This is a genomic window from Paraburkholderia oxyphila NBRC 105797 (assembly GCF_000685075.1).
Lineage (GTDB): Bacteria > Pseudomonadota > Gammaproteobacteria > Burkholderiales > Burkholderiaceae > Paraburkholderia > Paraburkholderia oxyphila.
This window is the reverse complement of the sequence record NZ_BAYD01000129.1, coordinates 1-21,653: the sequence shown is the minus strand read 5'-3', so window position 1 is coordinate 21,653 and position 21,653 is coordinate 1. Positions and strand designations below refer to the sequence as shown.

16 protein-coding genes are annotated in these 21,653 nt (G+C 66.1%); 2 read left to right on the top strand and 14 right to left on the bottom strand.

What is annotated here, in order from left to right; all coding sequences use genetic code 11:
• Positions 1-40: 40 nt before the first annotated feature.
• Positions 41-901 carry a LysR family transcriptional regulator gene (locus BO1_RS42345; protein ID WP_028222740.1) on the bottom strand — a complete coding sequence of 287 codons (861 nt, stop codon included), beginning with the start codon at positions 899-901 and terminating at the stop codon, positions 41-43.
• Between the two features lie 161 nt (positions 902-1,062).
• Here BO1_RS42345 and mdtD point away from each other — a divergent pair, with 161 nt between their 5' ends.
• The gene (gene mdtD, locus BO1_RS42340) at positions 1,063-2,448 is read left to right on the top strand and encodes a multidrug transporter subunit MdtD (protein WP_028222739.1); all 1,386 of its coding nucleotides are present in this window, start codon (positions 1,063-1,065) and stop codon (positions 2,446-2,448) included.
• A 153-nt stretch (positions 2,449-2,601) separates the two neighbouring features.
• Here mdtD and BO1_RS42335 read toward each other — a convergent pair whose 3' ends face one another.
• The 7 genes from BO1_RS42335 to BO1_RS42305 all read right to left on the bottom strand — a co-directional run bounded on the left by BO1_RS42335 (position 2,602) and on the right by BO1_RS42305 (position 11,451).
• Complete coding sequence (locus BO1_RS42335; protein WP_028222738.1) at positions 2,602-3,558, bottom strand: D-2-hydroxyacid dehydrogenase; 957 nt, start codon at positions 3,556-3,558, stop codon at positions 2,602-2,604.
• A gap of 45 nt (positions 3,559-3,603) precedes the next feature.
• Positions 3,604-5,592 (bottom strand): transketolase, encoded by a 1,989-nt coding sequence (gene tkt / locus BO1_RS42330; protein ID WP_028222737.1) that lies wholly within the window; start codon positions 5,590-5,592, stop codon positions 3,604-3,606.
• Between the two features lie 96 nt (positions 5,593-5,688).
• The gene (locus tag BO1_RS42325; protein WP_028222736.1) at positions 5,689-7,548 is read right to left on the bottom strand and encodes a TRAP transporter large permease; all 1,860 of its coding nucleotides are present in this window, start codon (positions 7,546-7,548) and stop codon (positions 5,689-5,691) included.
• A 5-nt stretch (positions 7,549-7,553) separates the two neighbouring features.
• The gene (locus BO1_RS42320; protein WP_028222735.1) at positions 7,554-8,597 is read right to left on the bottom strand and encodes a TRAP transporter substrate-binding protein; all 1,044 of its coding nucleotides are present in this window, start codon (positions 8,595-8,597) and stop codon (positions 7,554-7,556) included.
• Positions 8,598-8,778: 181 nt separating this feature from the next.
• Complete coding sequence (locus BO1_RS42315; RefSeq protein ID WP_028222734.1) at positions 8,779-9,543, bottom strand: SDR family NAD(P)-dependent oxidoreductase; 765 nt, start codon at positions 9,541-9,543, stop codon at positions 8,779-8,781.
• Positions 9,544-9,610: 67 nt separating this feature from the next.
• Positions 9,611-10,609 (bottom strand): transketolase family protein, encoded by a 999-nt coding sequence (locus BO1_RS42310; protein WP_028222733.1) that lies wholly within the window; start codon positions 10,607-10,609, stop codon positions 9,611-9,613.
• Entirely contained in the window at positions 10,606-11,451 is an 846-nt protein-coding gene (locus tag BO1_RS42305) for a transketolase (protein WP_028222732.1), read from the bottom strand. The genes BO1_RS42310 and BO1_RS42305 overlap by 4 nt, the downstream gene beginning before the upstream one ends.
• Before the next feature lie 202 nt (positions 11,452-11,653).
• Here BO1_RS42305 and gcvA point away from each other — a divergent pair, with 202 nt between their 5' ends.
• Positions 11,654-12,571, top strand: coding sequence for a transcriptional regulator GcvA (gcvA, locus tag BO1_RS42300; protein WP_028222731.1), 918 nt, complete (start codon positions 11,654-11,656; stop codon positions 12,569-12,571).
• A gap of 18 nt (positions 12,572-12,589) precedes the next feature.
• On the opposite strand, the gene BO1_RS42295 is transcribed toward gcvA, so the two are convergent.
• From BO1_RS42295 to BO1_RS42270, 6 genes are all read right to left on the bottom strand, one after another.
• Entirely contained in the window at positions 12,590-15,283 is a 2,694-nt protein-coding gene (locus BO1_RS42295) for a nitrate reductase (protein WP_028222730.1), read from the bottom strand.
• 40 nt (positions 15,284-15,323) lie between these two features.
• Positions 15,324-15,662, bottom strand: coding sequence for a nitrite reductase small subunit NirD (gene nirD, locus BO1_RS42290; RefSeq protein WP_043288786.1), 339 nt, complete (start codon positions 15,660-15,662; stop codon positions 15,324-15,326).
• Between the two features lie 14 nt (positions 15,663-15,676).
• Positions 15,677-18,109 (bottom strand): nitrite reductase large subunit NirB, encoded by a 2,433-nt coding sequence (gene nirB, locus BO1_RS42285; protein WP_028222728.1) that lies wholly within the window; start codon positions 18,107-18,109, stop codon positions 15,677-15,679.
• A gap of 46 nt (positions 18,110-18,155) precedes the next feature.
• Positions 18,156-19,358: a nitrate/nitrite transporter gene (locus BO1_RS42280; RefSeq protein WP_028222727.1), complete on the bottom strand. Its 1,203-nt coding sequence runs from the start codon at positions 19,356-19,358 to the stop codon at positions 18,156-18,158.
• 421 nt (positions 19,359-19,779) lie between these two features.
• Entirely contained in the window at positions 19,780-20,115 is a 336-nt protein-coding gene (locus tag BO1_RS55100) for a septal ring lytic transglycosylase RlpA family protein (protein WP_043288785.1), read from the bottom strand.
• A 409-nt stretch (positions 20,116-20,524) separates the two neighbouring features.
• Positions 20,525-21,433, bottom strand: a complete 909-nt coding sequence (locus BO1_RS42270) for a LysR family transcriptional regulator (protein WP_028222725.1) — start codon at positions 21,431-21,433, stop codon at positions 20,525-20,527.
• Positions 21,434-21,653 lie beyond the last annotated feature (220 nt).

Genomic DNA, 21,653 nt, shown 5'->3' with positions numbered 1-21,653 from the left:
ACAAGTTAAGGCCAACACTCCATGTGAATGGAAAAAAAAGCTACTCCCCAATCCACGCCCCACGCAGATCACTCTCATGCAGCAATTGCAGCAGCGTCTGCGCAGGCCTGCTAAGCCTTTTCGCCGCCAGCACAATAAACTCGACATCAGGCAACAAAGGCAAACTCGCAACATTAACGGGCGTCGCCAGCCCACGCGCAGCAAGATACTGCGGCCTAACCGTAATCCCCAGCCCACCGCGCGCCGCCGCCACACAGCCGGCATGACTACTACTCGTGCAAACGATCTGCCATCGAAAATCCGTCTGCGCAAGCGCATCAACCACAACCGAGCGCGTAACACTCGGCTCAGCCACGAGTATCAGCGGCAGCGGCTGCTCAAGATCGACCATGGTACCCGTGCGCGCAAGCCACTCCAGCCGCCCCGTGAAAAGCGCCACGCCGCGCCTGTCACCAAGCCGCCGCTTGCCAATCATCAGATCGATAGCGCCCTCATCCAGCAGCTCATAGAGGTGCCCAGTCATACCGATCGTGATTTCAAGCTCCACATCGGGATGCGCATCGCGGAACGCCGTAAGCACACCCGGCAACGGCCCAAGCGCGACGTCGTCGGACGACCCGAGCCTCACGCGCCCTTTAAGGCGCGGCGCGCGAAACTGCGACTCGGCACGGTTAATCGCCTGCAAAATCGCCCCCGCATGCGCGAGCATGGCCTCGCCGTCCGGGGTAATCGCGAGCGAATGCGTATCGCGTACGAACAGCCGCCGGCCGACCTCCTGTTCGAGCCGCCGGATATGCTCGCTCACGCTCGATTGCGTGAGGCCGAGCTGGCGCGCCGCCTCAGTGAAACTGTGGCAGGCCGCGACCGTCGCGAAGCTTTTGAGCCAGACTGGATTGAGCATGATGCATTGTTATCGGCAATGTCGATAACAGTCAACGCCTGCAGTGTGATTCCCGATCGGGAATGGTACCGATATCATGACGCCATGGTAACCGTGTCGGGCAGTATCGGCGTTCTTCGGTGCAGGTTGCGCCGCAAGGGCGCGGGACGCACAAAACCGCGATGAAACAGAATTCGAGTCACACCGCGCTGCTGTGGATCGCCGCAGCCGGCTTCTTCATGCAGGCGCTGGATACGACGATCGTCAACACCGCGCTGCCGTCCATGGCCCACAGCCTCGGGGTCAAGCCCCTGGTCATGCAGCCAGTCATCGTCGCCTATACGCTGACGATGGCCACGCTGACGCCCGCGTCCGGCTGGCTCGCCGACCGCTTTGGCACGCGCCGCGTCTACTTCACCGCAATCCTCATCTTCGTGCTGGGCTCGCTGTGCTGCGCGGGCGCACACACCCTCGGCCAACTGATCGTCGCGCGGGTGCTTCAGGGCATCGGCGGCTCGATGCTGATGCCGATCGGCCGGCTCGCCGTGCTGCGTGCCGTGAGCGCGGAGCAGTACGTCGCCGCGCTCGCCATGATTTCGGTCGCGGGGCAAGCCGGGCCGATCGTCGGGCCGACGCTCGGGGGCTGGTTCGTCGAAGCGATTTCCTGGCACTGGATCTTCCTCATCAACGTGCCGATCGGACTCGCGGGGATGTTTGCGGTCCACCGCTATCTGCCCGGCAACGCGAGCGCCGCGGCGCCACGCTTCGACCTGCCGGGCTGCGCGCTGGTGTCCCTGTCCATGATCGCGTTTTCGCTCGCGGTCGACGTGCCGGCGCAGTCGCATCGCGCCGCATGGGCGAGTGCGCTGTTCGTGCTCGGGCTCTGCGCCGCACTCCTCTATATTCCGTATGCGCGCCGCCGACCCGACCCGCTTTTCAGGCTGGCGCTGTTCAGCGAGCCCAATTTCAGCGTGGGGTTGATCGGCAATCTCGTGTGCCGCGTCGGCTCGAGCGCGGTGCCGTTTCTCGTGCCGCTGCTGCTGCAGCTCGAGCTCGGCTATTCGCCGCTGCGCTCGGGCCTGATGATGATGCCCGCCGCGCTCGCCGGCGCGCTCGCCAAGCGCTGGATCGCGCCGTTGATCCGCCGCTACGGCTACGACACTTTCCTGCTCGTGAACACGTTGATCGTGGGCGGGTCGATCGTTGCGTTCGCATTGATCTCGCGCGGCACGCCCGTCGTCGTCGAGCTCGCGGTGCTGGCCATCTTCGGCGCGGCCAACTCGATGCAGTTCGCGGCTATGAACAGCGTCACGCTCAAAGGCCTCTCGCACGAGGACGCGGGCAGCGGCAACAGCCTCTTTTCGATGGTGCAGATGCTGGCGATGGGCCTGGGCGTATCGATCGGCGGTGCGCTGGTCAGCGTATTCGCGCATCAGTGGGGATCGGCCACCCTCGGGTTCCGGATGAGCTTCGTTTGCGTGGGTCTCATCACGCTCGCGTCCGCGTTGATCTTCCGCCGCATTGATGAGGCGCCCACCGTGCGGCAAGGCGCTGTTTCTTCCGCATAGCCACTGAGGGCGCAGGCGGGCGGCGAGGCGCACCAAGATGCCCGCCGTGCGGCGCGGCGCCGTTTCTTCCGTCTAGCCCCGGTAGGCGCAAGCGGGCGGCGAGGCGCACCAAGGCGCCCCGCCGCCCGCTTATCCCACCATTGCTGCCGCCACTCACACCACCAGATTTGCGGGTTCCGCACAGACAAAGCGGTGAATGTTGTCCATCAGCTGATCCGCGAGGCTTTGCTGCGCCTCGTCGGAAGCCCATGCCACGTGCGGCGTCACGATCACATTCGGCCGCTTCGCAATCTTCATCAACGGATTGTCGTCGGCGGGCGGCTCGCTCGAAAGCACGTCGAACCCTATGCCGCTGATCAGCCCTTCGTCGAGCGCGCGCACGAGCGCGTCCTCGTCGACGAGCCCACCCCGTGCCGTATTGATGATGAGCGGCTTGCGTTTCATCGCGCGAAACTCGGGCGTCGAGAGCATGCCGCGCGTTTGCGGTGTCAGCGGGCTGTGAATCGTGATCACATCGCTCGTCGCCAGCATCTCGTCCCACGGCGTGTAGAGCGGCCCGAGCCCTTCGCGGCCCTTGTGCGCCGCGAACAGCGCACGCATGCCGAAGGCCTTCGCGATCTCGGCCACGCGTTGCCCCAGCACGCCCTCGCCAATGATGCCCAGCGTCATGCCGCCCAGATCGTGGATCGGGTGATTGAAGAAGCAGAACTGGCCGGACTTCTGCCATTCGCCGTTGAGCACGTCGTCGCGGTAGGCAATCAGATTTCGCCGCAGCGCCAGCATCAAGGCGAAGGTATGCTCGGGCACCGTGTTGACCGCATAGCCGCGGATATTCGACACGCGAATGCCCTGGCGCTCGCAGGCCGCCTTGTCGATGCAGTCGGTGCCGGTCGCCGCCACGGCGACGAACTTCAGCGCAGGCAGCTGTGCGAGCACCTCCGCCGTGAGCGGCACCTTATTGGTGATCGCGATGGTGGCGCCGGCAAGGCGCGCGGCGACCTGGTCGGCCGAAGTGTGGTCGTACTCGATGAATTCATGTTCGAAGAGCGGGCGCGAAAGCCGGATTTGCGGCGCGAGCGTCGCGCGGTCGAGAAAGACGATCTTCTCCATGCTGATTCCTGTTGAAGGGGTTGAGCGCATTCAAATTGAAATGGCTTAAAGGCGGCGCTTGACTTCAGCGACGATATGCTCGGGCGTGATGCCGAAGTGTTCGTACAGTGCTTCGGCGGGGCCCGATGCGCCGAACCCCGCCATGCCCACGAAACCCCCGCGGTCGCCCAGATAGCGATCCCAGCCAAAGCGCACGGCGGCCTCGACGCCCACGCGCACCGTGTCCGTGCCGAGCACCTCATGGCGATATGCAGGGTCCTGTTCGTCGAACACTTCCCAGCACGGCAGCGAGACAACAGCCGTGGGAATCCCTTCCCGCTGCAAGCGCTCGCGCGCCGCGAGCGCCAGCGCGACCTCGGAGCCCGTTGCCAGTAGCGTGACGAGGCGCTTGCCGCCCTCGGCCTGCGCGAGCACATAGCCGCCGCGCGCGCAGCGGTTCTCCGCGCTGTAGTTCGTGCGCACGAGCGGCAGGTTCTGCCGCGCGAACACCATCGTGCTCGGGCCGCTGCGGTGCTCGTAGGCGAGCGCCCAGCATTCGGCGGCCTCCACGGCGTCGGCGGGCCGGAACACGCGCATGTTCGGCATCGCGCGCAGCGAGGCGAGAATCTCGACGGGTTGATGCGTCGGCCCGTTCCTGCCGACGCCAATCGAATCGTGGCTGAACACGAACTTCACGGGTAGCCCCATGAGCGCGGCCATGCGCATCGCAGGCCGTTCGTAGTCCGAAAATGCGAGGTAGGTGACCGCCAGCGGGATCACGCCGCCGTGCGCGGCCATGCCGTTCGCCATCGCGCCCATCAAGTGCTCGCGCACGCCGCAATGCACATAGGCGCCGCTGCGATCTTCAGCGGTGAACGCGCGCAAGCTACGCTTGTGGCTCGTCGGTGCCTCGAGGTCGGCGCAGGCGACCATGCGCTCGGGCAATTGCGCGAGCCGGTCGTTGATCTCGGCGGAGATCATGATGCCCGGCTCGCCCTCGCCGCGTTCGATGCTTTGCCGCTTGTAGTCTTCGAGCACGCGTTGCCAGCCCTCGGGCAAACGGCCCGCCTGGATGCGCTCGAATTCGGCGCGCGCATCGTCGGGCAATGCGGCCAGGCGCTCGCGCCACGCCAGATACTCGCCTTCGCTGCGCCGTCCCGCGGCGCGCCACGCTTCGAGCACCTCGTGCGGAATTTCGAACGGCGCGTGCGCCCAGCCCAGTTCCTTGCGCGCCGCATCGGCATCGGCTTCGAACAGCTTGCCGCTATGGCCGCCGCGCTGCCCTTGCAGGCGCGCAATGCCGCGCGCGATCTCAGTGCGGCACGCGAGCATCGAAGGGCGCGGATCGCGCCTCGCTTCGGCGAACGCGGCCGACACCGCGTCGAGATCGTGCCCGTCGACTTCGATCACATGCCAGCCGGCGACGCGAAACCGCGCGCTCACGTCTTCGCTGATCGAGAGCGACGTGCTGCCGTCATCGGTGATGCGGTTGTCGTCCCAGCACAGGATCAGCTTGCCGAGCTGCAAATGGCCCGCCAGCGAAATCATCTCCTGACCCACGCCCTCCTGCAGGCAGCCGTCGCCCACGAACGCATACGTGTAGTGGTTCACGATGCCGTCGCCGAATTTCGCGTTCAGATACGCCTCCGCCACGGCCATGCCGAACGCGTTCGCGATCCCCTGGCCGAGCGGCCCCGTCGTGACTTCGATGCCCGCCGCGGGGTCGAATTCGGGGTGGCCTTCGCAGCGCGAGCCCATCGCGCGGAAGGACTTGATCTGGTCGATGCCGAATTGCGCATACCCGCTCAGATGCAGCAGCGCATAGAGCAGCATCGAGCCGTGGCCGTTCGAGAGCACGAAGCGGTCGCGGTCGGGCCATTGCGGGTTGGCGGGATTGAACTTCAGATGCTGCGTGAAGAGCGCGGTGGCGATCTCCGCCATGCCGAGCGGGACGCCCTGATGGCCCTCGCCGGCGCGCACGATGGCGTCGATCGCAAGAAAGCGGATCGCATTGGCGAGCGGCCGCGTGGCGTGCAACGGCGTGAGTGCGGACATGACTTCTCCTTGCCGCGGCGCCCTTCAGGCGGCGGCTATCGTTTGAAATGAAAGGGGGGAAGCGCCGCGTCTGTGCAAAGACGCGGCGCTGAGGCGTCAGTGCAGGAAGCCCGTGGAGATCCAGGGCACGACGGCCACGATGATCAAGCCCACCACCAGCGCGACCATATAGCCGACGATCGGCTTCATGCCTTCATCGGGATGGATGCGGCTCACGGCGCAGGCCGAGTAGTAGCCCACGCCGAACGGCGGCGCGAACAGGCCCACGCCCATCGAGAGGATCACGACCATCGCATAGTGGACCTCGTTGATGCCCATCTCGTGCGCGATCGGGAACATCAGCGGGCCGAACAGCACGATCGCCGGGATGCCTTCGAGCACGCTGCCGAGCACCACGAACACGCAGATCGAGGCGGCCATGAAGGTTGCGGCGCCGCCGGGCAGCGCGGCCATCGACTGCGCGAGCTGGCCCGAGAAGCCCGACTGCGTGAGCGCCCACGCCATGCCCGTCGCCGCGCCGATGATCAGCAGGATCGCGCCCGAGAGCGAGGCCGTGTCGACCAGCATGGGCTTGATGCGCGCCCACTCGAAACGGCGGTAAATAAGCAGGCCCGTGAGCACCGCATAGACGATGCCGATGGTCGACACTTCAGTCGCCGTCGCGACGCCTTCCACGACCGCGAAGCGGATCACGAACGGCAGTGCGAGCGCCGGCAGCGCAACGACGAGCTTGCGCAAGATCTCGCGGCGCGTCGCGCGGCGCACTTCCGAGAGGTCGTCGCCGCGATAGCGCCACCAGACCACGCCGCACAGCGTGATCGCGAGCACGATGCCGGGCAGCATGCCGCCCGTGAACAGCGCCGAGATCGACACGCCTGTGACCGAGCCGAGCGTGATCAGCACGAGGCTCGGCGGAATCGTCTCCGTTTGCGCGCCGGTGGCCGCGAGCAGCGCGACGAGGTCGCCGGGCTTCGCGCCGCGCGCCTTCATCTCGGGGAACAGCACGGGCGCGATGGCGGCCATGTCGGCGGCCTTCGAGCCCGAGATGCCCGACACCAGATACATCGCGCCCACGAGCACATACGAGAGGCCGCCGCGCACATGGCCGAGCAGGCTCGCGAGGAACGAGATCATCGCGTTCGCCATGCCGGTCATCTCGATCAGCTGGCCGAGGAACACGAAGAGCGGCACCGAGAGCAGGATCAGATGCGACATGCCTTCGTCCATGCGGCCGACGACCACGCTGAGCGGCGTGCTCGTGGTGAGCGCGAGGTAGCCGAACGTCGCGAGGCCGAACGAAAAGGCGATCGGCACGCCCGAGAGCACGCACAGCGCGACGAGCCCGACGAAAAACACCAGCAGATTCGCGTTGCCCAGATTCTGCAGCAGCGGTCCCGCAGCGACGAAAGCGCCGGCGATGGCGCAGACGAACGCGAGCGCCCCGATCGCCAACGGCCAGTTGGCAGTACGAATGAGGCGCAGGCAGGCAACGACGAGCATCAGCGCGCTGCCGACCGGCAGCGCCGCGGCGCGCCACGTGTCCGAGATGCCGAGCGCGGGCGTCGTGATGATGCCCTGGTCCTGCGCGAAGTCCACGGCGGGCCCGACGATCAGCAGCAGGAAGGCGAGCGGCGCGGCAATCGCCACGACATCGAGAAACGCGCGCACCTGGGGCGAGGTCTTGCCCACGAGCGCGGTCATGCGCATGTGCTCGCCGCGCCGCAACGCGATCACGGCGCCGAGCATCGCGAGCCACACGAACAGCATCGAGGCCAGTTCATCGGACCAGACGAGCGGCGTGTGCAGCACGTAACGGCTCGTGACGCCGGCCAGCAGCACGACGATCTCGGCGAGCACCAGCAGCGCGGCGGGAATTTCCACGCAGCGCGCGAGCAGGTTGTCGATGAAGACAACGGCACGGCGCGGCGAAGGCTGAGGGAAAGTGACGGTGTGCATGGTGTTCATACCAGTTTTCCGGAGTACTTTTCGAGCAGGTTCCAGCCTTGCTCGCCATACTTGCCCTTCCAGTCGCTGTAGAAGCTGGTCTTGCGCAATGCGTCGCGAAACGGCTGGCGATCCACTTCGACGATATTGATGCCCTTCGCCTTCAGGTCGTTGCGCAACGAGCCATTGAGCTTCGCAATGTCGGCGCGCTGGAGCAGGCCCGCCGCTTCGAATTCGCGCGTCACGATGGCGCGCATGTCGGCGGGCAGCCGCTCCCACGCGCGGCGGTTGCCGAGAATCCAGTAGCCGTCCCACACGTGCGAGGTGAGGCTGATCGACTTCTGCACTTCGTAGAGCCGGGTGGTCGCGATGATGGGCAGCGGGTTCTCCTGGCCTTCCACCACGCCTGTTTGCAGCGCCGAATAGAGCTCGTTGAAATTGATCGGCGAGGGGCCGGCGCCGAGCGCCGTAAACAGCGACGTGAGCATGGGCGCCTGCGGCACGCGGATCTTGAAGCCCTTCAGGTCGCCGGGCTGCTTGATCACGCGCGTGGAGGAGCTGATCTGGCGGAAGCCGTTGTCCCAGACGCGCGAGACGGTGACGATGCCGGTCTTCTCGATCTGGGCGCGCACATAGGCGCCGAGGTCGCCGTCCATCGCCTTCCAGACCGTGTCGTAGTCGGGGAACGCGAAGCCCGTGTTGACGATGCCCGCCGCGGGCGCGAGCGTCGCGAGCACCGAAGACGCCTGGTTGAAGAACTCCACGCCGCCGCTTCGCACCTGCGAGAGCAGGTCGGTGTCGGAGCCCAGCTGGTTCGCGGGAAAGACCTTGATGTCGAGCTTGCCGCCCGTGGCGGCGCGAATCTTGTCGCAGGCCTGCTGCGCGCGGACGTTGACCGGGTGCTTGGGGTCCTGCCCCGTCGCGAGCTTGTACGAGAAGTCGGCAGCCGACGCACGGCGGATCGGCAGACCCCAGAGCGGCGCCGCAGCGGCGACGCTCGCACCCACTTTCAGAAAGGTCCGCCGGTCGATGCCCCGGCCGAAGGTCGAGCTTTTGCTCATGATGTGCTCCTCCAATATGGATACGCAGGTATCGCGTTAGTTGTTTTCCCGTACAGCACGCTCTGGGGCGCGTTTGCCTGTGTCCGGCGACCGCTTCGAGTGCGGTGATGCGCGCGGCGGGCCGGACTCCGCCGCGCGCCCTTGTGCACCTGCGCTGAATCAGTCGTGGATCAACCGTCAATCAACCGTGAATCAGCATCCCGCCGTTGACGTCGATTACGGCGCCGGTAATGTACGACGAGATCGGCGCCGACAAAAACAGAAACGCGCCGGCGACGTCGTCGGGCACACCGAGCCGGTTCAGCGGAATGCCCGCAAGAATTTCGCCGCGCTTGTCGTCGCTGATCTTGCCCGCGTTGATATCGGTCTGGATCAGGCCCGGCGTCACGCAGTTCACGCGGATGCCGTCGTTGCCGAGCTCGCGCGCCATGGCCTTGGCGAGGCCCAGCACGCCCGCTTTCGCGGCCGAATAATGCGGGCCGCCGAGAATACCGCCGCCGCGCTGCGCCGAGACCGACGACATGCAGGCGATCGCCCCGCCCTGCTGCTTCTTCATTTGCGGCACGACGGCCTGCGAGAGATTGAGCACGCCGCGCAGGTTCACGTCGAGAACGCGGTCCCAGCTCGCGGAATCGATATCGAGCAGCCTGGCCGCCTGCGTGATGCCCGCGTTGTTGATGAGCACGTCGATGGCGCCGAAGTCGGCCACGACCTGTTGCGCGGCGGCCTCGCAGGCCTCGCGGCTGGTGACGTCGCAGACATAGCCGCGATGCTCGGGGCCGATCGAAGCGGCCGCGTCGCGCGCCGCCGAGAGGTCGAGATCGAAAATGGCGATCCTGGCGCCGTGCTTCGCGAACATGCGCGCGGTGGCCATGCCGATGCCTCGCGGCGAGGCGGCGCCGGAAATCACGGCGACCTTGCCGTCCAGAAGACGCGATTCAGACATGATGCTGCTCTCCTTCCTGATTATGGATTTGACTGGGGTAGTCGTGGGGTTGTCATGTCGGGCGGCCTCAGCCGAGCCAGCCCTTGATGGTGTCGCACATGGTGTCGGTCGAGATGCCGTAGCGGTCGTGCAGCGTGGGCAGCGCGCCCGCGTCGAGGAACGCATCGGGCAATGCGATCTGGCGGAACGGCGGCGTGACGCCCGCGCCCAGCAGCGTGCGCGCCACGGCTTCGCCGAGGCCGCCGATCACCGTATGGTTCTCCGCGACGATCACCATGCGGCCCGTGCGCTTCGCTTCGCGCAGGATCGTGGCCGTGTCGAGCGGCTTGATGGTGGGCACGTGCAGCACGCCCACGCCGATGTTGTCGGCCGCCAGCGCCTTGGCCACCTCGAGTGAGCGCATCGTCATGATCCCGGAAGAGATCAGGAGTACTTCGTTGCCGTCACGCAGCAGCTTGGCCTTGCCGAGCTCGAAGCGGTAGTCGTACTCGTCGAGCACGGCAGGCACGTTGCCGCGCAGCAGGCGCGCATAGACCGGGCCCTTGTGCGCCGAGATGGCCGGGACCATCTGCTCGATATCGAGCGCGTCGCACGGATCGATCACGGTCATGTTCGGCATCGCGCGCATCAGCGCGAGATCTTCGGCGGCCTGGTGGCTCGGACCGTAGCCGGTCGTGAGCCCCGGCAGCGCGGCGACGATCTTCACGTCGAGGTTGTCCTCGGCGATCGTCTGGTGAATGAAGTCGTACGCGCGGCGCGTCGCGAACACCGCATAGGTCGTGACGAAGGGCTGCGCGCCTTCATGCGCGAAGCCGGACGCCGCGCCCATCAGCAGCTGCTCGGCCATGCCCATCTGGTAGTAGCGCTCGGGAAATTCCTTCGCGAAGATGTGCAGGTCGGTGTACTTGCCGAGATCGGCGGTCATGCCGACGATCTGGCTCTTCTTGCGCGCCAGCTCGGCCAGCGCGTGGCCGAACGGCGCGGACCGCGTAACCTGGCCTTCGCCCGCGATCGACGCGATCATCGCGGAGGTCTTCAGGCGCGGTTTCTTGAGGACGGTGCTCATGCGGGCCTCCCGGCATCGAGTGCTTCGAGCGCGAGCTGCCACTCGTGCGCATCGACGCGGATGAAATGGTTTTTCTCGCGCGCTTCGAGGAACGGCACGCCGCAGCCCATCTTCGTATCGCAGACGATGATGCGGGGCTGCGCGCCCTTGTGCTCGCGCGCGTTGTCGAAGGCCTGCTTCACGGCCTCGATGTCGTTGCCGTTCACGCGCTGCGTGTACCAGCCGAACGCTTCGAGCTTCTCGACGAGCGGCTCGAACGCCATGATTTGCGTGGAGGGGCCGTCGGCCTGCTGGTTGTTCACGTCGACCATGGCGATCAGGTTGTCGAGCTTCCAGTGCGCGGCGGACATGAGGCCTTCCCAGACCGCGCCTTCATCGAGCTCGCCATCGGAAAAGAGCGTGTAGACGAAGGCGTCCGAGCCCTTGCGCTTAAGGCCCAGGCACCGCCCCACGGCGATCGTGAGGCCCTGGCCGAGCGAGCCGCCCGACATCTCCATGCCCGGCGTGTAGCTCGCCATGCCCGACATCGGCAGGCGGCTGTCGTCGCTGCCGTAGGTCTCGAGCTCGTCGGCGGGCAGGATGCCGGCTTCGAACAGCGCGGCGTAGAGCGCGATGGCGTAGTGGCCGTTGGACAGCAGGAAGCGGTCGCGCCCTTCCCACTCGGGGTCTTCGGGGCGGTAGCGCATCGCGCCGAAGTAAGCGACGGCCAGCACGTCGGCAATGTCGAGCGCCTGGCCGATATAGCCCTGCCCCTGTACCTCGCCCATCAGCACCGCATTGCGGCGGATGCGCCAGGCGTGTTGCGCGAGTTGGGCGGTGCGCCCTGCTTCGCTCGTATTCACGCTTGTCTCCTTCTTGCGGCGCCCGGCCCGTGGATGCGCCGGGCGCCGGAATGTCGTGGCGGGATGAATCGTCTCGTTCGCGGCTCCGGGTAATCCCTCGATTCCGTGGTGCCGCGAATGAAACAAGCGTATCGGCTTGAATAGGTTCGCTCAAACGAATTAAAGTGGCCTATTGTTGAAGTCAATTCATGTGAATGCTGCCATGCACAATCGCGTCACACTCAAGTCCATACAGGCTTTCGAGGCCGCCGCGCGGCTCTCGTCGTTCGCATTTGCAGCAGAAGAACTGTTCGTCACGCCCTCGGCGATCAGCCATCAGATCAAGCTGCTGGAAGACCAGTTGGGGGTGCGCCTGTTTCACCGCGTGCATCGCGCGGTGGTCCTCACGGACACGGGCCGTCAATATGCTGAGGAAATCGGCGCGGCGTTCGCGCGCATCGACAAGGCCACGCGCGACATCGGCCGCGTGGAGAAGAGCGACATCCTCACGGTCCACGCCACGCCGAGCATCGCCACGCAATGGCTGATGCCGCGGCTCGCGCGCTTCAGCGCGCTGCATCCGGATATCGACGTGCGGCTCAATGCGTCCTCGGCGGCCGTGGACCTCATCAAGGAATCGGTCGATATCGACATCCGCTACGGCGCGCGGCGCTTGCAGCCGGCGGGCACGATGGTGCTCGACCTGCCGCTCGAAACCATCGTGCCGCTCTGCTCGCCGCGCCTCGCGAACGGCGAGCATCCGATCCGCACGGTCGCGGACCTGCGCCATCACACGCTCATTCATAGCGAGGGGTGTCTCGTCGGCTGGCGCGACTGGATGCGCCTGCATCGCAAGGTCGTGCTCGACATCACGCGCGGGCCGCGCTTCGACCGCTCGTTCATGGCGATCAGCGCCGCCGCGGACGGCATGGGCGTGTGTCTGGAAAGCCTGCTGCTCGTGCAGCGCGAGCTGGAGTCCGGCACGCTGGTCGCGCCGTTGGGGCTGGAGGGGTTGAGGGTGAATGGCTATACCCTCAACCTGCTGAAATCGCGCGCGGATCTACCGAAGCTGAAGAGCTTTCAGGACTGGCTGTTCGAGGAGCTCGGGGAAGGTCTGCCCGGTTTCGTCAATGCCAGCTGAGCGCGCTGTGCCGCCGGCTCACAAGGCCGCGCTCGGCGCCTTGTCGTAAAGGCGGCGGATCTCGGGCACGCACGACCCGCACACGCTGCCGCAACCGAGCACCGACTTGAGCGCGGCGAGATCCGCGCCCGACGCGATCGCCTCGACGATCTGGGTCTCCGTCACCTGCTTGCAGTTGCAGACGATGCGCTCGCGCTGCACGCGTGGGCCGTCGACGAACACCGCATGGCGCGGACCCTGCCACGGCACACCGGCGCGCAGCCGCGCAAGCAGGCCGGCCGCCCCGTTCGCGTCGCCCGAGAGCAGGTAGCCGTGCACCAGCGCGTCGCGCCAGACGACGCGCTTCTGATGGCCGCGCCGCGCGTCGCGGTACTCGAGCAGGTTCAGGTCGCGTGCCAGGCCGAGCGCGTCGTGCAGGCGCTCGATCCAGGCCGCGTCGGGCGCGGCGTCGGCGGCCGTGACGACCAGCACTTCGCAGCCGTCGTCGGCGGTCTCGATGCGCAGCGACGCGTAGCGGCGCTCGGCCATCAGCGGCTGGACGGCGGCCTGCAGGGCCAGCGCGTCGTCGCAGCGCCGCGCGGCCGAGAGCCGCCACGGCAGATCGATGGCCTGCACCGAAACCGCGGCGTGCTTCAGTTCGGGCTGCTTAGAATACGGATCGACTACCGGGATCGTCGTCTCGTTGATGCCGCCGCTGTTCAGGAACTGTCCATTCCAGTGCATCGGCGCAAACACGGTGCCGGAGGCGACGTCGTCGGTGAACTGCACCGGCAGCACCAGCGTGCCGCGCCGGCTGGCCACGCTAACCAGCGCGCCTTCGCGGATCCCGCGCCGCGCGGCATCGGAGCGGTTCATCGAGAGCGCAGGTTCGGGCGCATGGGCGAACAGCGCGCCTACACGGCCCGTGCGGCTCATGCCATGCCACTGGTCGCGCAGGCGCCCGGTCACGAGGCGGAACGGATAGCGCGCATCGACGGGCTCGGCGACGGGCCGGTACGGCGTGAGATTGAAGCGCGCGCGCCCGTCGCCGGTCGCGAACTCGCCGTTCTCGTAGCGGCGTGCCTCGCCTGTGCTCGCGCCCGCCACGAAGGGCCATTGCTGCGGCCCATCGCTTTCGAGCCGCTCGTAAGAGAGTCCGCCAATGTCGAGATCGCGGCCCACCGTCAGCAGGCGATGCTCGTCGAAGACAGCCTGCGGCGTGGCGAAGCCGAACAGGCCCTCGTCGGCGTGCAGGCGCCGCGCGAGCCGGCGCGCGACCTCGTTCGCGATCCACCAGTCGGCCTTCGCCTCGCCGGGCGCGTCCACCGCCGCGCGCACGCGCGAGATGCGCCGCTCCGAATTCGTCACCGTGCCGGCCTTCTCGCCCCAGGTCGACGCGGGCAGCAGGACATCGGCATACGGCACCGTGTCGGTCTGCGTGAAGGCCTCCTGCACCACGACGAACTCCGCCTTCTCCAGCGCCTCGCGCACGCGCGCGATATCGGGCAGCGAATGGACCGGGTTCGTGCAGGCGATCCAGAGCGCCTTGATCTCGCCGCGCCGCACGGCGTCGAACATTTCCACCGCCGGCAGCCCGGGGCGCGCAGACACCCCGCTCACGCCCCACAGCGCCTCGATCTCGGCCCGGTGTGCCGGGTTGTCGATATCGCGGTGCGCGGCCAGCATCGTCGCCATGCCGCCGACCTCGCGCCCGCCCATCGCGTTCGGCTGCCCGGTCAGCGAGAACGGCCCCGCGCCGGGCCGGCCGATCTGCCGCGCGGCCAGATGCAGGTTGATCAGCGCGAGATTCTTCTGCGTGCCGTGGCTCGACTGGTTCAGGCCCATGCAATAGAGCGAGAGCGCGGCGGGGCTTTGGCCAAACCACTCCGCCGCGCGGATCACGTCGCGCTCGTCCACGCCGCAGATCTCCGCCGCGAGGCGCGGCGTGTACTCGCGCACCAGCGCCTTGAGCGCATCGAAGCCGCTGGTATGCGCATTCACGAAGTCGCGGTCGACCAGACCTTCCCAGATCAGGTGATGGAGCATGGCGTTGAAGAGCGCGACATCGGTGCCCGGCTCGATCGCGAGATGGAGATCGGCCATCGCGGCCATGTCGGTGCGGCGCGGATCGACGACGATCCAGCGCACCGAAGGATCGCGCGCCTTCACCTCTTCCAGCCGGCGGAACAGCACCGGATGCGCATAGGCCATGTTGCTGCCCGCGAACAGGACCGTGCGCGCGCGTTCGAGATCGTCGTAGCAGGTCGGCGGGCCGTCGGCGCCGAACGCCATCTTGTAGCCCGTCACGGCGCTCGACATGCAGAGCCGCGAGTTCGTGTCGATGTTGTTGGTCCGCACGAGGCCCTTGGCCAGCTTGTTGAAAACGTAGTAGTCCTCGGTAAGCAGCTGGCCGGAAATATAGAACGCCACCGCGTCGGGGCCGTGCCGTTCGATCACGTCGGCGAAGCGTTGCGCGACCAGATCGAGCGCGCTGTCCCAGTCGGCGCTCTGGCGCGCACCCGTGCGCGTCGTACGGATTTCCGGACGCAGCGCGCGTCCGGTGACGTTGCGTACCGTCTGCGCCAGCGTGCGGCCCTTGGTGCAGAGCCGACCGAAGTTGGCCGGATGATCGGGGTCGCCCTCGACGCCGGTGATGCGACCGTCCTCGCTTTCGATCAGCACGCCGCAGCCGACGCCGCAATAGCAACAGGTAGAACGGGTAACGGTTTTCATGGCGCGGGTCTCTTGAATCGATTACGGTATTGCGGCACGCTCAATCGAGCGAAATGAAGACTTCGCCGCCTTCCACCTTGATGGGAAAGCGCTGCGTACAGCCCTCGTCGGGCGCGCAGGCGTGCCCGGTGTCGAGCGCGATGTTCCAGGAATGCAGCGGGCAGGCCACGGTGTTGCCATGCACGATGCCTTGCGACAGCGCACCGGCCTTGTGCGGGCAGCGGTCGAGCAGCGCGAAGACCTGGTCCTGCGAGTTGCGGAAGACCGCGATGTTGCCGGCCGCGCGCTCGAGCACGCGGCTGCCCAGGCGCGGGATGTCCTCGACTTCGCACGCGCGCGTCCAGTTCCCGTTCCCGGTGAGAGGCAAGTTCAGGTTCATGTTCGATCCTCGGCTCAGGCAATGGCTTTGATGGGGATGTACTCGCGCTGCTGTGCGCCGCCAACGCGCGCCTCCCACGGGTCGGCCAGGCCTTCGAGCGAATACAGCAGACGTTCGTAGAGCGCGCGGCGGCCCGCTTCGTCGTCGACCACGCGCTTCTTCACGTACTCCATGCCCACGCGCTCCAGGTAGTGCACCGTGCGGTCGAGGTAATGCGCTTCCTCGCGATAGAGCTGCAGGAACGCGGCCGTGTATTCCTTGACCTCCTCGGACGTCCTGACCTTGACGAGGAACTGCGCGACCTCGGTCTTGATCCCGCCGTTGCCGCCCACGTAGAGCTCCCAGCCGCTGTCGACCGCGATCACGCCGACGTCCTTGATGCCCGCCTCGGCGCAATTGCGCGGGCAGCCCGATACGGCCAGCTTGACCTTGTGCGGCGACCACATGTTGGCCAGCAGGGTCTCGAGGTCGATGCCCATCTGCGTGCTGTTCTGCGTGCCGAAGCGGCAGAATTCGGCGCCCACGCAGGTCTTCACGGTGCGGATCGACTTGCCGTACGCGTGGCCCGACTTCATGCCGAGGTCCTTCCACACGTTGACGAGGTCCTCCTTCTTCACGCCTAGCAAGTCGATGCGCTGGCCGCCCGTGACCTTGACCATCGGGATGTGGTACTTGTCGGCCACGTCCGCGATGCGGCGCAGCTCGTCGGGCGTCGTCACGCCGCCCTTCATCTGCGGCACCACCGAGAAGGTGTTGTCCTTCTGGATGTTCGCGTGCACCCGCTCGTTGACGAAGCGGCTTTGCGGATCGTCCACGGCCTCGCGCGGCCAGCTCGAGAGCATGTAATAGTTGATGGCCGGGCGGCAGGTTGCGCAGCCGTTCGGCGTGCGCCATTCGAGAAAGTCGAAGACCGCGTTGTGCGTGAGCAGCTTGTGCTCGCGGATCGCGCGACGTACGTCGTCGTGGCTGAAGTCGGTGCAGCCGCACACGGCCTTGGTCTTCGGCGTGGCCTGGAAGTCGGTGCCCACCGTGCTCATCAGGATCTGCTCGCACAGGCCCGCGCACGAGCCGCACGAACTCGCGGCCTTGGTGTGCTTCTTCACCTCGTCCAGCGTGAACAGGCCCTTCTCCGTGATCGCCTTGACGATCGCGCCCTTGCTCACGCCGTTGCAGCCGCACACCTCGTCGGTGTCGGCCATCGTCGCCGCGCGGTTGTGGCCGGCCACGCCAACGTCGCCCACGCTGGTCTCTCCGAACATGATGTGATCGCGCAGGTCGCCGAGCTTGCGGCCCTCGCGCAACAGCTTGAAGTACCACGCGCCATCGGCCGTATCGCCGAAGAGGCACGCGCCAACGAGCTGGTCGTCCTTGATCACGAGCTTCTTGTACACGCCGCCCGCAGGGTCCGAGAGCACGATCTCCTCGGTGCCCTCGCCGCCCAGGAAGTCGCCGGCCGAGAACAGGTCGATCCCCGTTACCTTGAGCTTGGTCGAGAGCACCGAGCCCTTGTACGTGCCGATCCCCATCAGCGCGAGGTGGTTCGCGCAGACCTTGGCCTGCTCGAACAGCGGCGCGACGAGCCCGTAGGCAACGCCGCGATGGCTCACGCATTCGCCCACCGCGTAGATGCGCGGGTCGAACGTCTGCAGCGTGTCGTTGACGATGATGCCGCGGTTGCAATGCAGGCCCGCGCTTTCCGCGAGCGTCGTATTCGGGCGGATGCCGGCCGCCATCACGACGAGGTCGGCCGGAATCTCGCTGCCGTCCTTGAAGCGCACGCCGGCGACCTCGCCGGCCTCGTTGCCGAGAATCTCGCTCGTCGAGGTCGAGAGCAGGAATTTCAGGCCGCGCTCCTCGAGCGACTTCTGCAGCAGCGTGCCCGCGGTCGCGTCGAGCTGGCGCTCGAGCAGCGTCTCGGCCAGATGCACGACCGTCACCGCCATGCCGCGCAGCTTCAGGCCATTGGCCGCTTCGAGCCCGAGCAAGCCACCGCCGATCACGACCGCGTGCCGCTTCACCTTGGCCGCCTCGATCATCGCCTCGGTGTCGTAGATATCGCGGTACGTGATCACGCCCTTCAGGTCCTTGCCCGGCACGGGCAGGATGAACGGCGACGAGCCGGTCGCGATCAACAGACGGTCGTAGCGCACCTGGGTGCCATCGGACGCGACCACCATGCGGCTGTTTCGCTCGATCCGCTCGATCGTCTTGCCCAGATGCAGGTGAATCCCGCTCTCCTCGTACCACGACAGCGGATTCAGGACGATGTCCTTGAAACTCTGCTCGCCCGCCAGCACTGGCGAAAGCAGGATCCGGTTGTAGTTCGGATGTGGCTCCGAGCCGAACACCGTGATGTCGTAGTGATCGGGCGCCAGCGCGAGCAGTTCTTCGATCGTGCGGATACCGGCCATGCCGTTGCCGATCACGACGAGACGGGGCTTGTTCATGATGGGATGTCCTCGAATTGCGAATCAGATGAACGGTAACCGTGGCTCACACGCGCGCGACTGCGCCGGTCCAGGCCTCGCGCCAGCGGCGCTTGACATACGACAGCCCGATCCAGCCGGCCAGCGCGAGACCGGCGAACAGCCACAACCCTTCGGCGTACGAACCCGTGGCCTGCTTGACCGCGCCAAGGCTGGACGCGAGCGCGAAGCCGCCCACGCCGCCCGCCATGCCGATCAGCCCCGTCATCACGCCGATGTCCTTGCCGAAGCATTGCGGCACGAGCTGGAACACCGCGCCATTGCCGGCACCGAGACACAGCATCGCGACGAGGAACAGCGCGAGCGACGCGCCCGGCGTGCCGGCGCCGTAGCCCGCGATGCCGATCAGCACTGCGACCGCGCCATACACGCCGAGCAGCGAGCGCGTGCCGCCGATGCGGTCGGCCAGCACGCCGCCAACCGGACGCATCGCCGAGCCCGCGAACACGCAGGCCGCCGTGGCCCAGCCGGCCATCTTCGGATCGAAGCCGAACTGATCGTGGAAGTAGCCCGGCAGCGAGCTGGCGAAACCCGAGAAGCCGCCGAACGTGAGCGCGTAGAAGAACATGAACCACCAGGCGTCGGGATTGCGCAGCATGCGCGCGTAGTCGCCGATGCGCTTGTGCTGCGCAGCGCCCGGCGCATCCTTCGCGCAGGCCGCGTAGAACAGGAACACGCAGACGAGCGGGATGCAGGCGAAGGCGAACACGTTCGTCCATCCGTAGGCAATCGCCAGTGCCGGCGCGAACAGCGCGGCCAGCACCGTGCCCGAATTGCCCGCGCCGGCGATCCCCATCGCCGTGCCCTGGTGCTGCGGCGGATACCAGCGCGAGGCGAGCGGCAGCGCAACCGCGAACGACGAGCCGGCCACGCCGAGGAACACGCCCAGCACGAGCGCCTGATGCAGGCTGTGGATGCCGAGCTGCCAGGCCGCCAGCAGGGTCGCGATCACGACGGTCTGGCCGAGCAGGCCCGTGCGCTTCGCGCCGAGCCGGTCGGCCAGCATGCCCATCGGCAGGCGCAACAACGCGCCAGCCAGGATCGGCACGGCGACCATCATCGCGCGCTGCTGCGTGCTCAGCTCGAGTGCCTTGGCGATCTGGATCTGCAGCGGGCCAAGCAGATACCAGACCATGAAACTGAGGTCGAAATAGAAGAAGGCCGAGAAGAGCGTCGGGGTGTGACCACTGCGCCAGAAACTGCGATCCATGTTGGGAGTTCCGTCGTCCGGCCGCACCGTCTTCATCGTCAGACGGGGTGGCCAACGTCGCAGCGCCATTGCTCGACCAAATAAAAACGGCGTCCGCCCGTGCCTGAGCACGAGAGGACGCCGTTGTCCGGGTATGCGATTGCGCGTCCCTTATGGGTTGCGCGATTCCCTGCGATTCGCGAACCCGGCTTCGTTGCCGGGCACGCGAATCACTAAGCAACGTGCGTGCCAGATGCGGTAAAACCCTTATCCTTCAAGCGATTCCACGGCCCTGCACCATTCTGGCCGGGGATTTTTTGCACCGCAGCAGTGCGATGGGCCCCGTTCGCGCACTCGCGCGGCGCAGCGCGCATCGTCGTGGTGGACGCGAGCCAGGTATCGGTCCAGTCGAAGCGATCGGCTCAGAGCACCGCCACGGAGTTCAGCGCTCTGTCGTCAAGGTTCCGCCCTCATCCGACCCCGCCTGTGCCTTGTCCACACGTTCAATCTGCACGCGCATCGACCGCGCGTCGGGCAAACCCAAGGCTTGTGCGGCGGCGTAAGAGAGATCGATGACCCTTCCATTGACGTAAGGTCCGCGATCGTTGATGCGAACGACAACCGTCTTTCCGGTAGCCATTGATCTGACGCGCACATAGCTGCCGAGCGGCAAGGTTCGATGGGCGGCCGTCAAGGCGTTGCCATCGTAGCGCTCTCCGTTCGCGGTCAGATGCCCCTGGAAGGTGGCCGAATACCATGACGCCTCGCCGGATTGCAACCGCTCGTGCTCGTGCCGAGCGCGACATGAATTAGTACTGCAAACAGTATGCGAGGGCGGAATCTGCCCGCAAGCGGCGAGCAACGCGCAGATTCCCAAGACTTCCCAATAGCGAAGCGATCGCACCCTATTCCACCCGTCAGTCCATGAGACGTGGTTCGAGCGGTCTCCAAAAGTTTGTGTTGGCGGCGTGCCCCGGGTTACGCAACGCCTTGACGGTATTTTAGCTGCCATAGCGGACCAAAGGACGCTTTCGACGCCCCGCCGTCCCCGAGGCAGAAATGCGATTTTTGCTGCTCTCTTGTGCATTGGCGCTTGCAATGGTGCCGAGCTGGAAACGCTCGTCGAGGCGGGGATTTCAGCATCGAGATCGCCTGAGGCGGCACGCAGCAACGGCGTCGGCATCTGCTCAACGCCGTGGGCGTGCTGCCTGCCAGTTTGACTCCCGCGCGGACTCGACGAACGAAGCCAGATAGTCGATCGCGCCATCAGTCTCGCGCGTGCCGAGAAAAATCTGCTTGGCGATGCCTTCCTTGCCGAGCTTCACGCTGACGAGCGGCATGCGGTCGGCGTATTCCTCGGCCAGCCACTTCGGCAGCGCGGCCACGCCGCGGTTGCTGGCGACCATCTGCATCATGATGTCGGTCGTTTCGATGGTCTTGTGCCGGCGCGGCACCACGCTCGCCGGACGCAGAAAATGGGTGTAGATGTCGAGCCGGTCGGTGTCCACCGGATACGTAATGAGCGTTTCCTCGACAAGCTGCTCCGGCTTCACATAACGCACTTTGGCAAGCTGGTGCGCTTCGGCGACCACCAGCACCTGCTCGTAGTCGAATACCGGCTCGAAGCGCAGGCCCGGACGGTTGAGCGGATCGGGCGTGACCAGCACGTCAATATCGTAGCCAATCAGCGCGCCAATGCCGCCGAACTGGAAGCGCTGCTTCACGTCGACATCGACGTCCGGCCAGCGCGTGAGATATGGCGACACGACCTTGAGCAGCCATTGATAGCAGGGCGCGCACTCCATGCCGATGCGCAGTGTGCCGCGCTCGCCCGCCGCGTATTGCTTCATGCGCTCTTCGGCCAGCTCGAACTGTGGCAAAAGGCGCTCCGCGAGGGATAGCAGATACTGGCCCGCCTGGGTGAGACGCAGGCTGCGGCCCTCGCGATCCCATATCGGCGTGCCGAGTTGCTGCTCGATCTTCTTGACCGTGTGACTGAGCGCTGACTGCGTCAAAAAAAGCGACGCCGCGGCCGCGGTGAGCGAGCCCTGGCGGGCGACTTCACGCACGATGACTAGATGAACGCGTTCGAGCATGACGCAGGGCTCCCCGTAATTCGATGAACAAATCTAATGAACAGATGAAATAATGCCATTTTTCTTCATCGAAGAATAGCTCTATGATCGCTTCCGCTCTGGATGGATTTCAGCAATTCTCATAGGGATGGCAGCGGATAGGGTCACCACGCGCAACCTCGGCTTTCCGCGCATCGGCGCGAAACGCGAACTGAAGTTCGGTCTTGAGCGCTACGGGAAA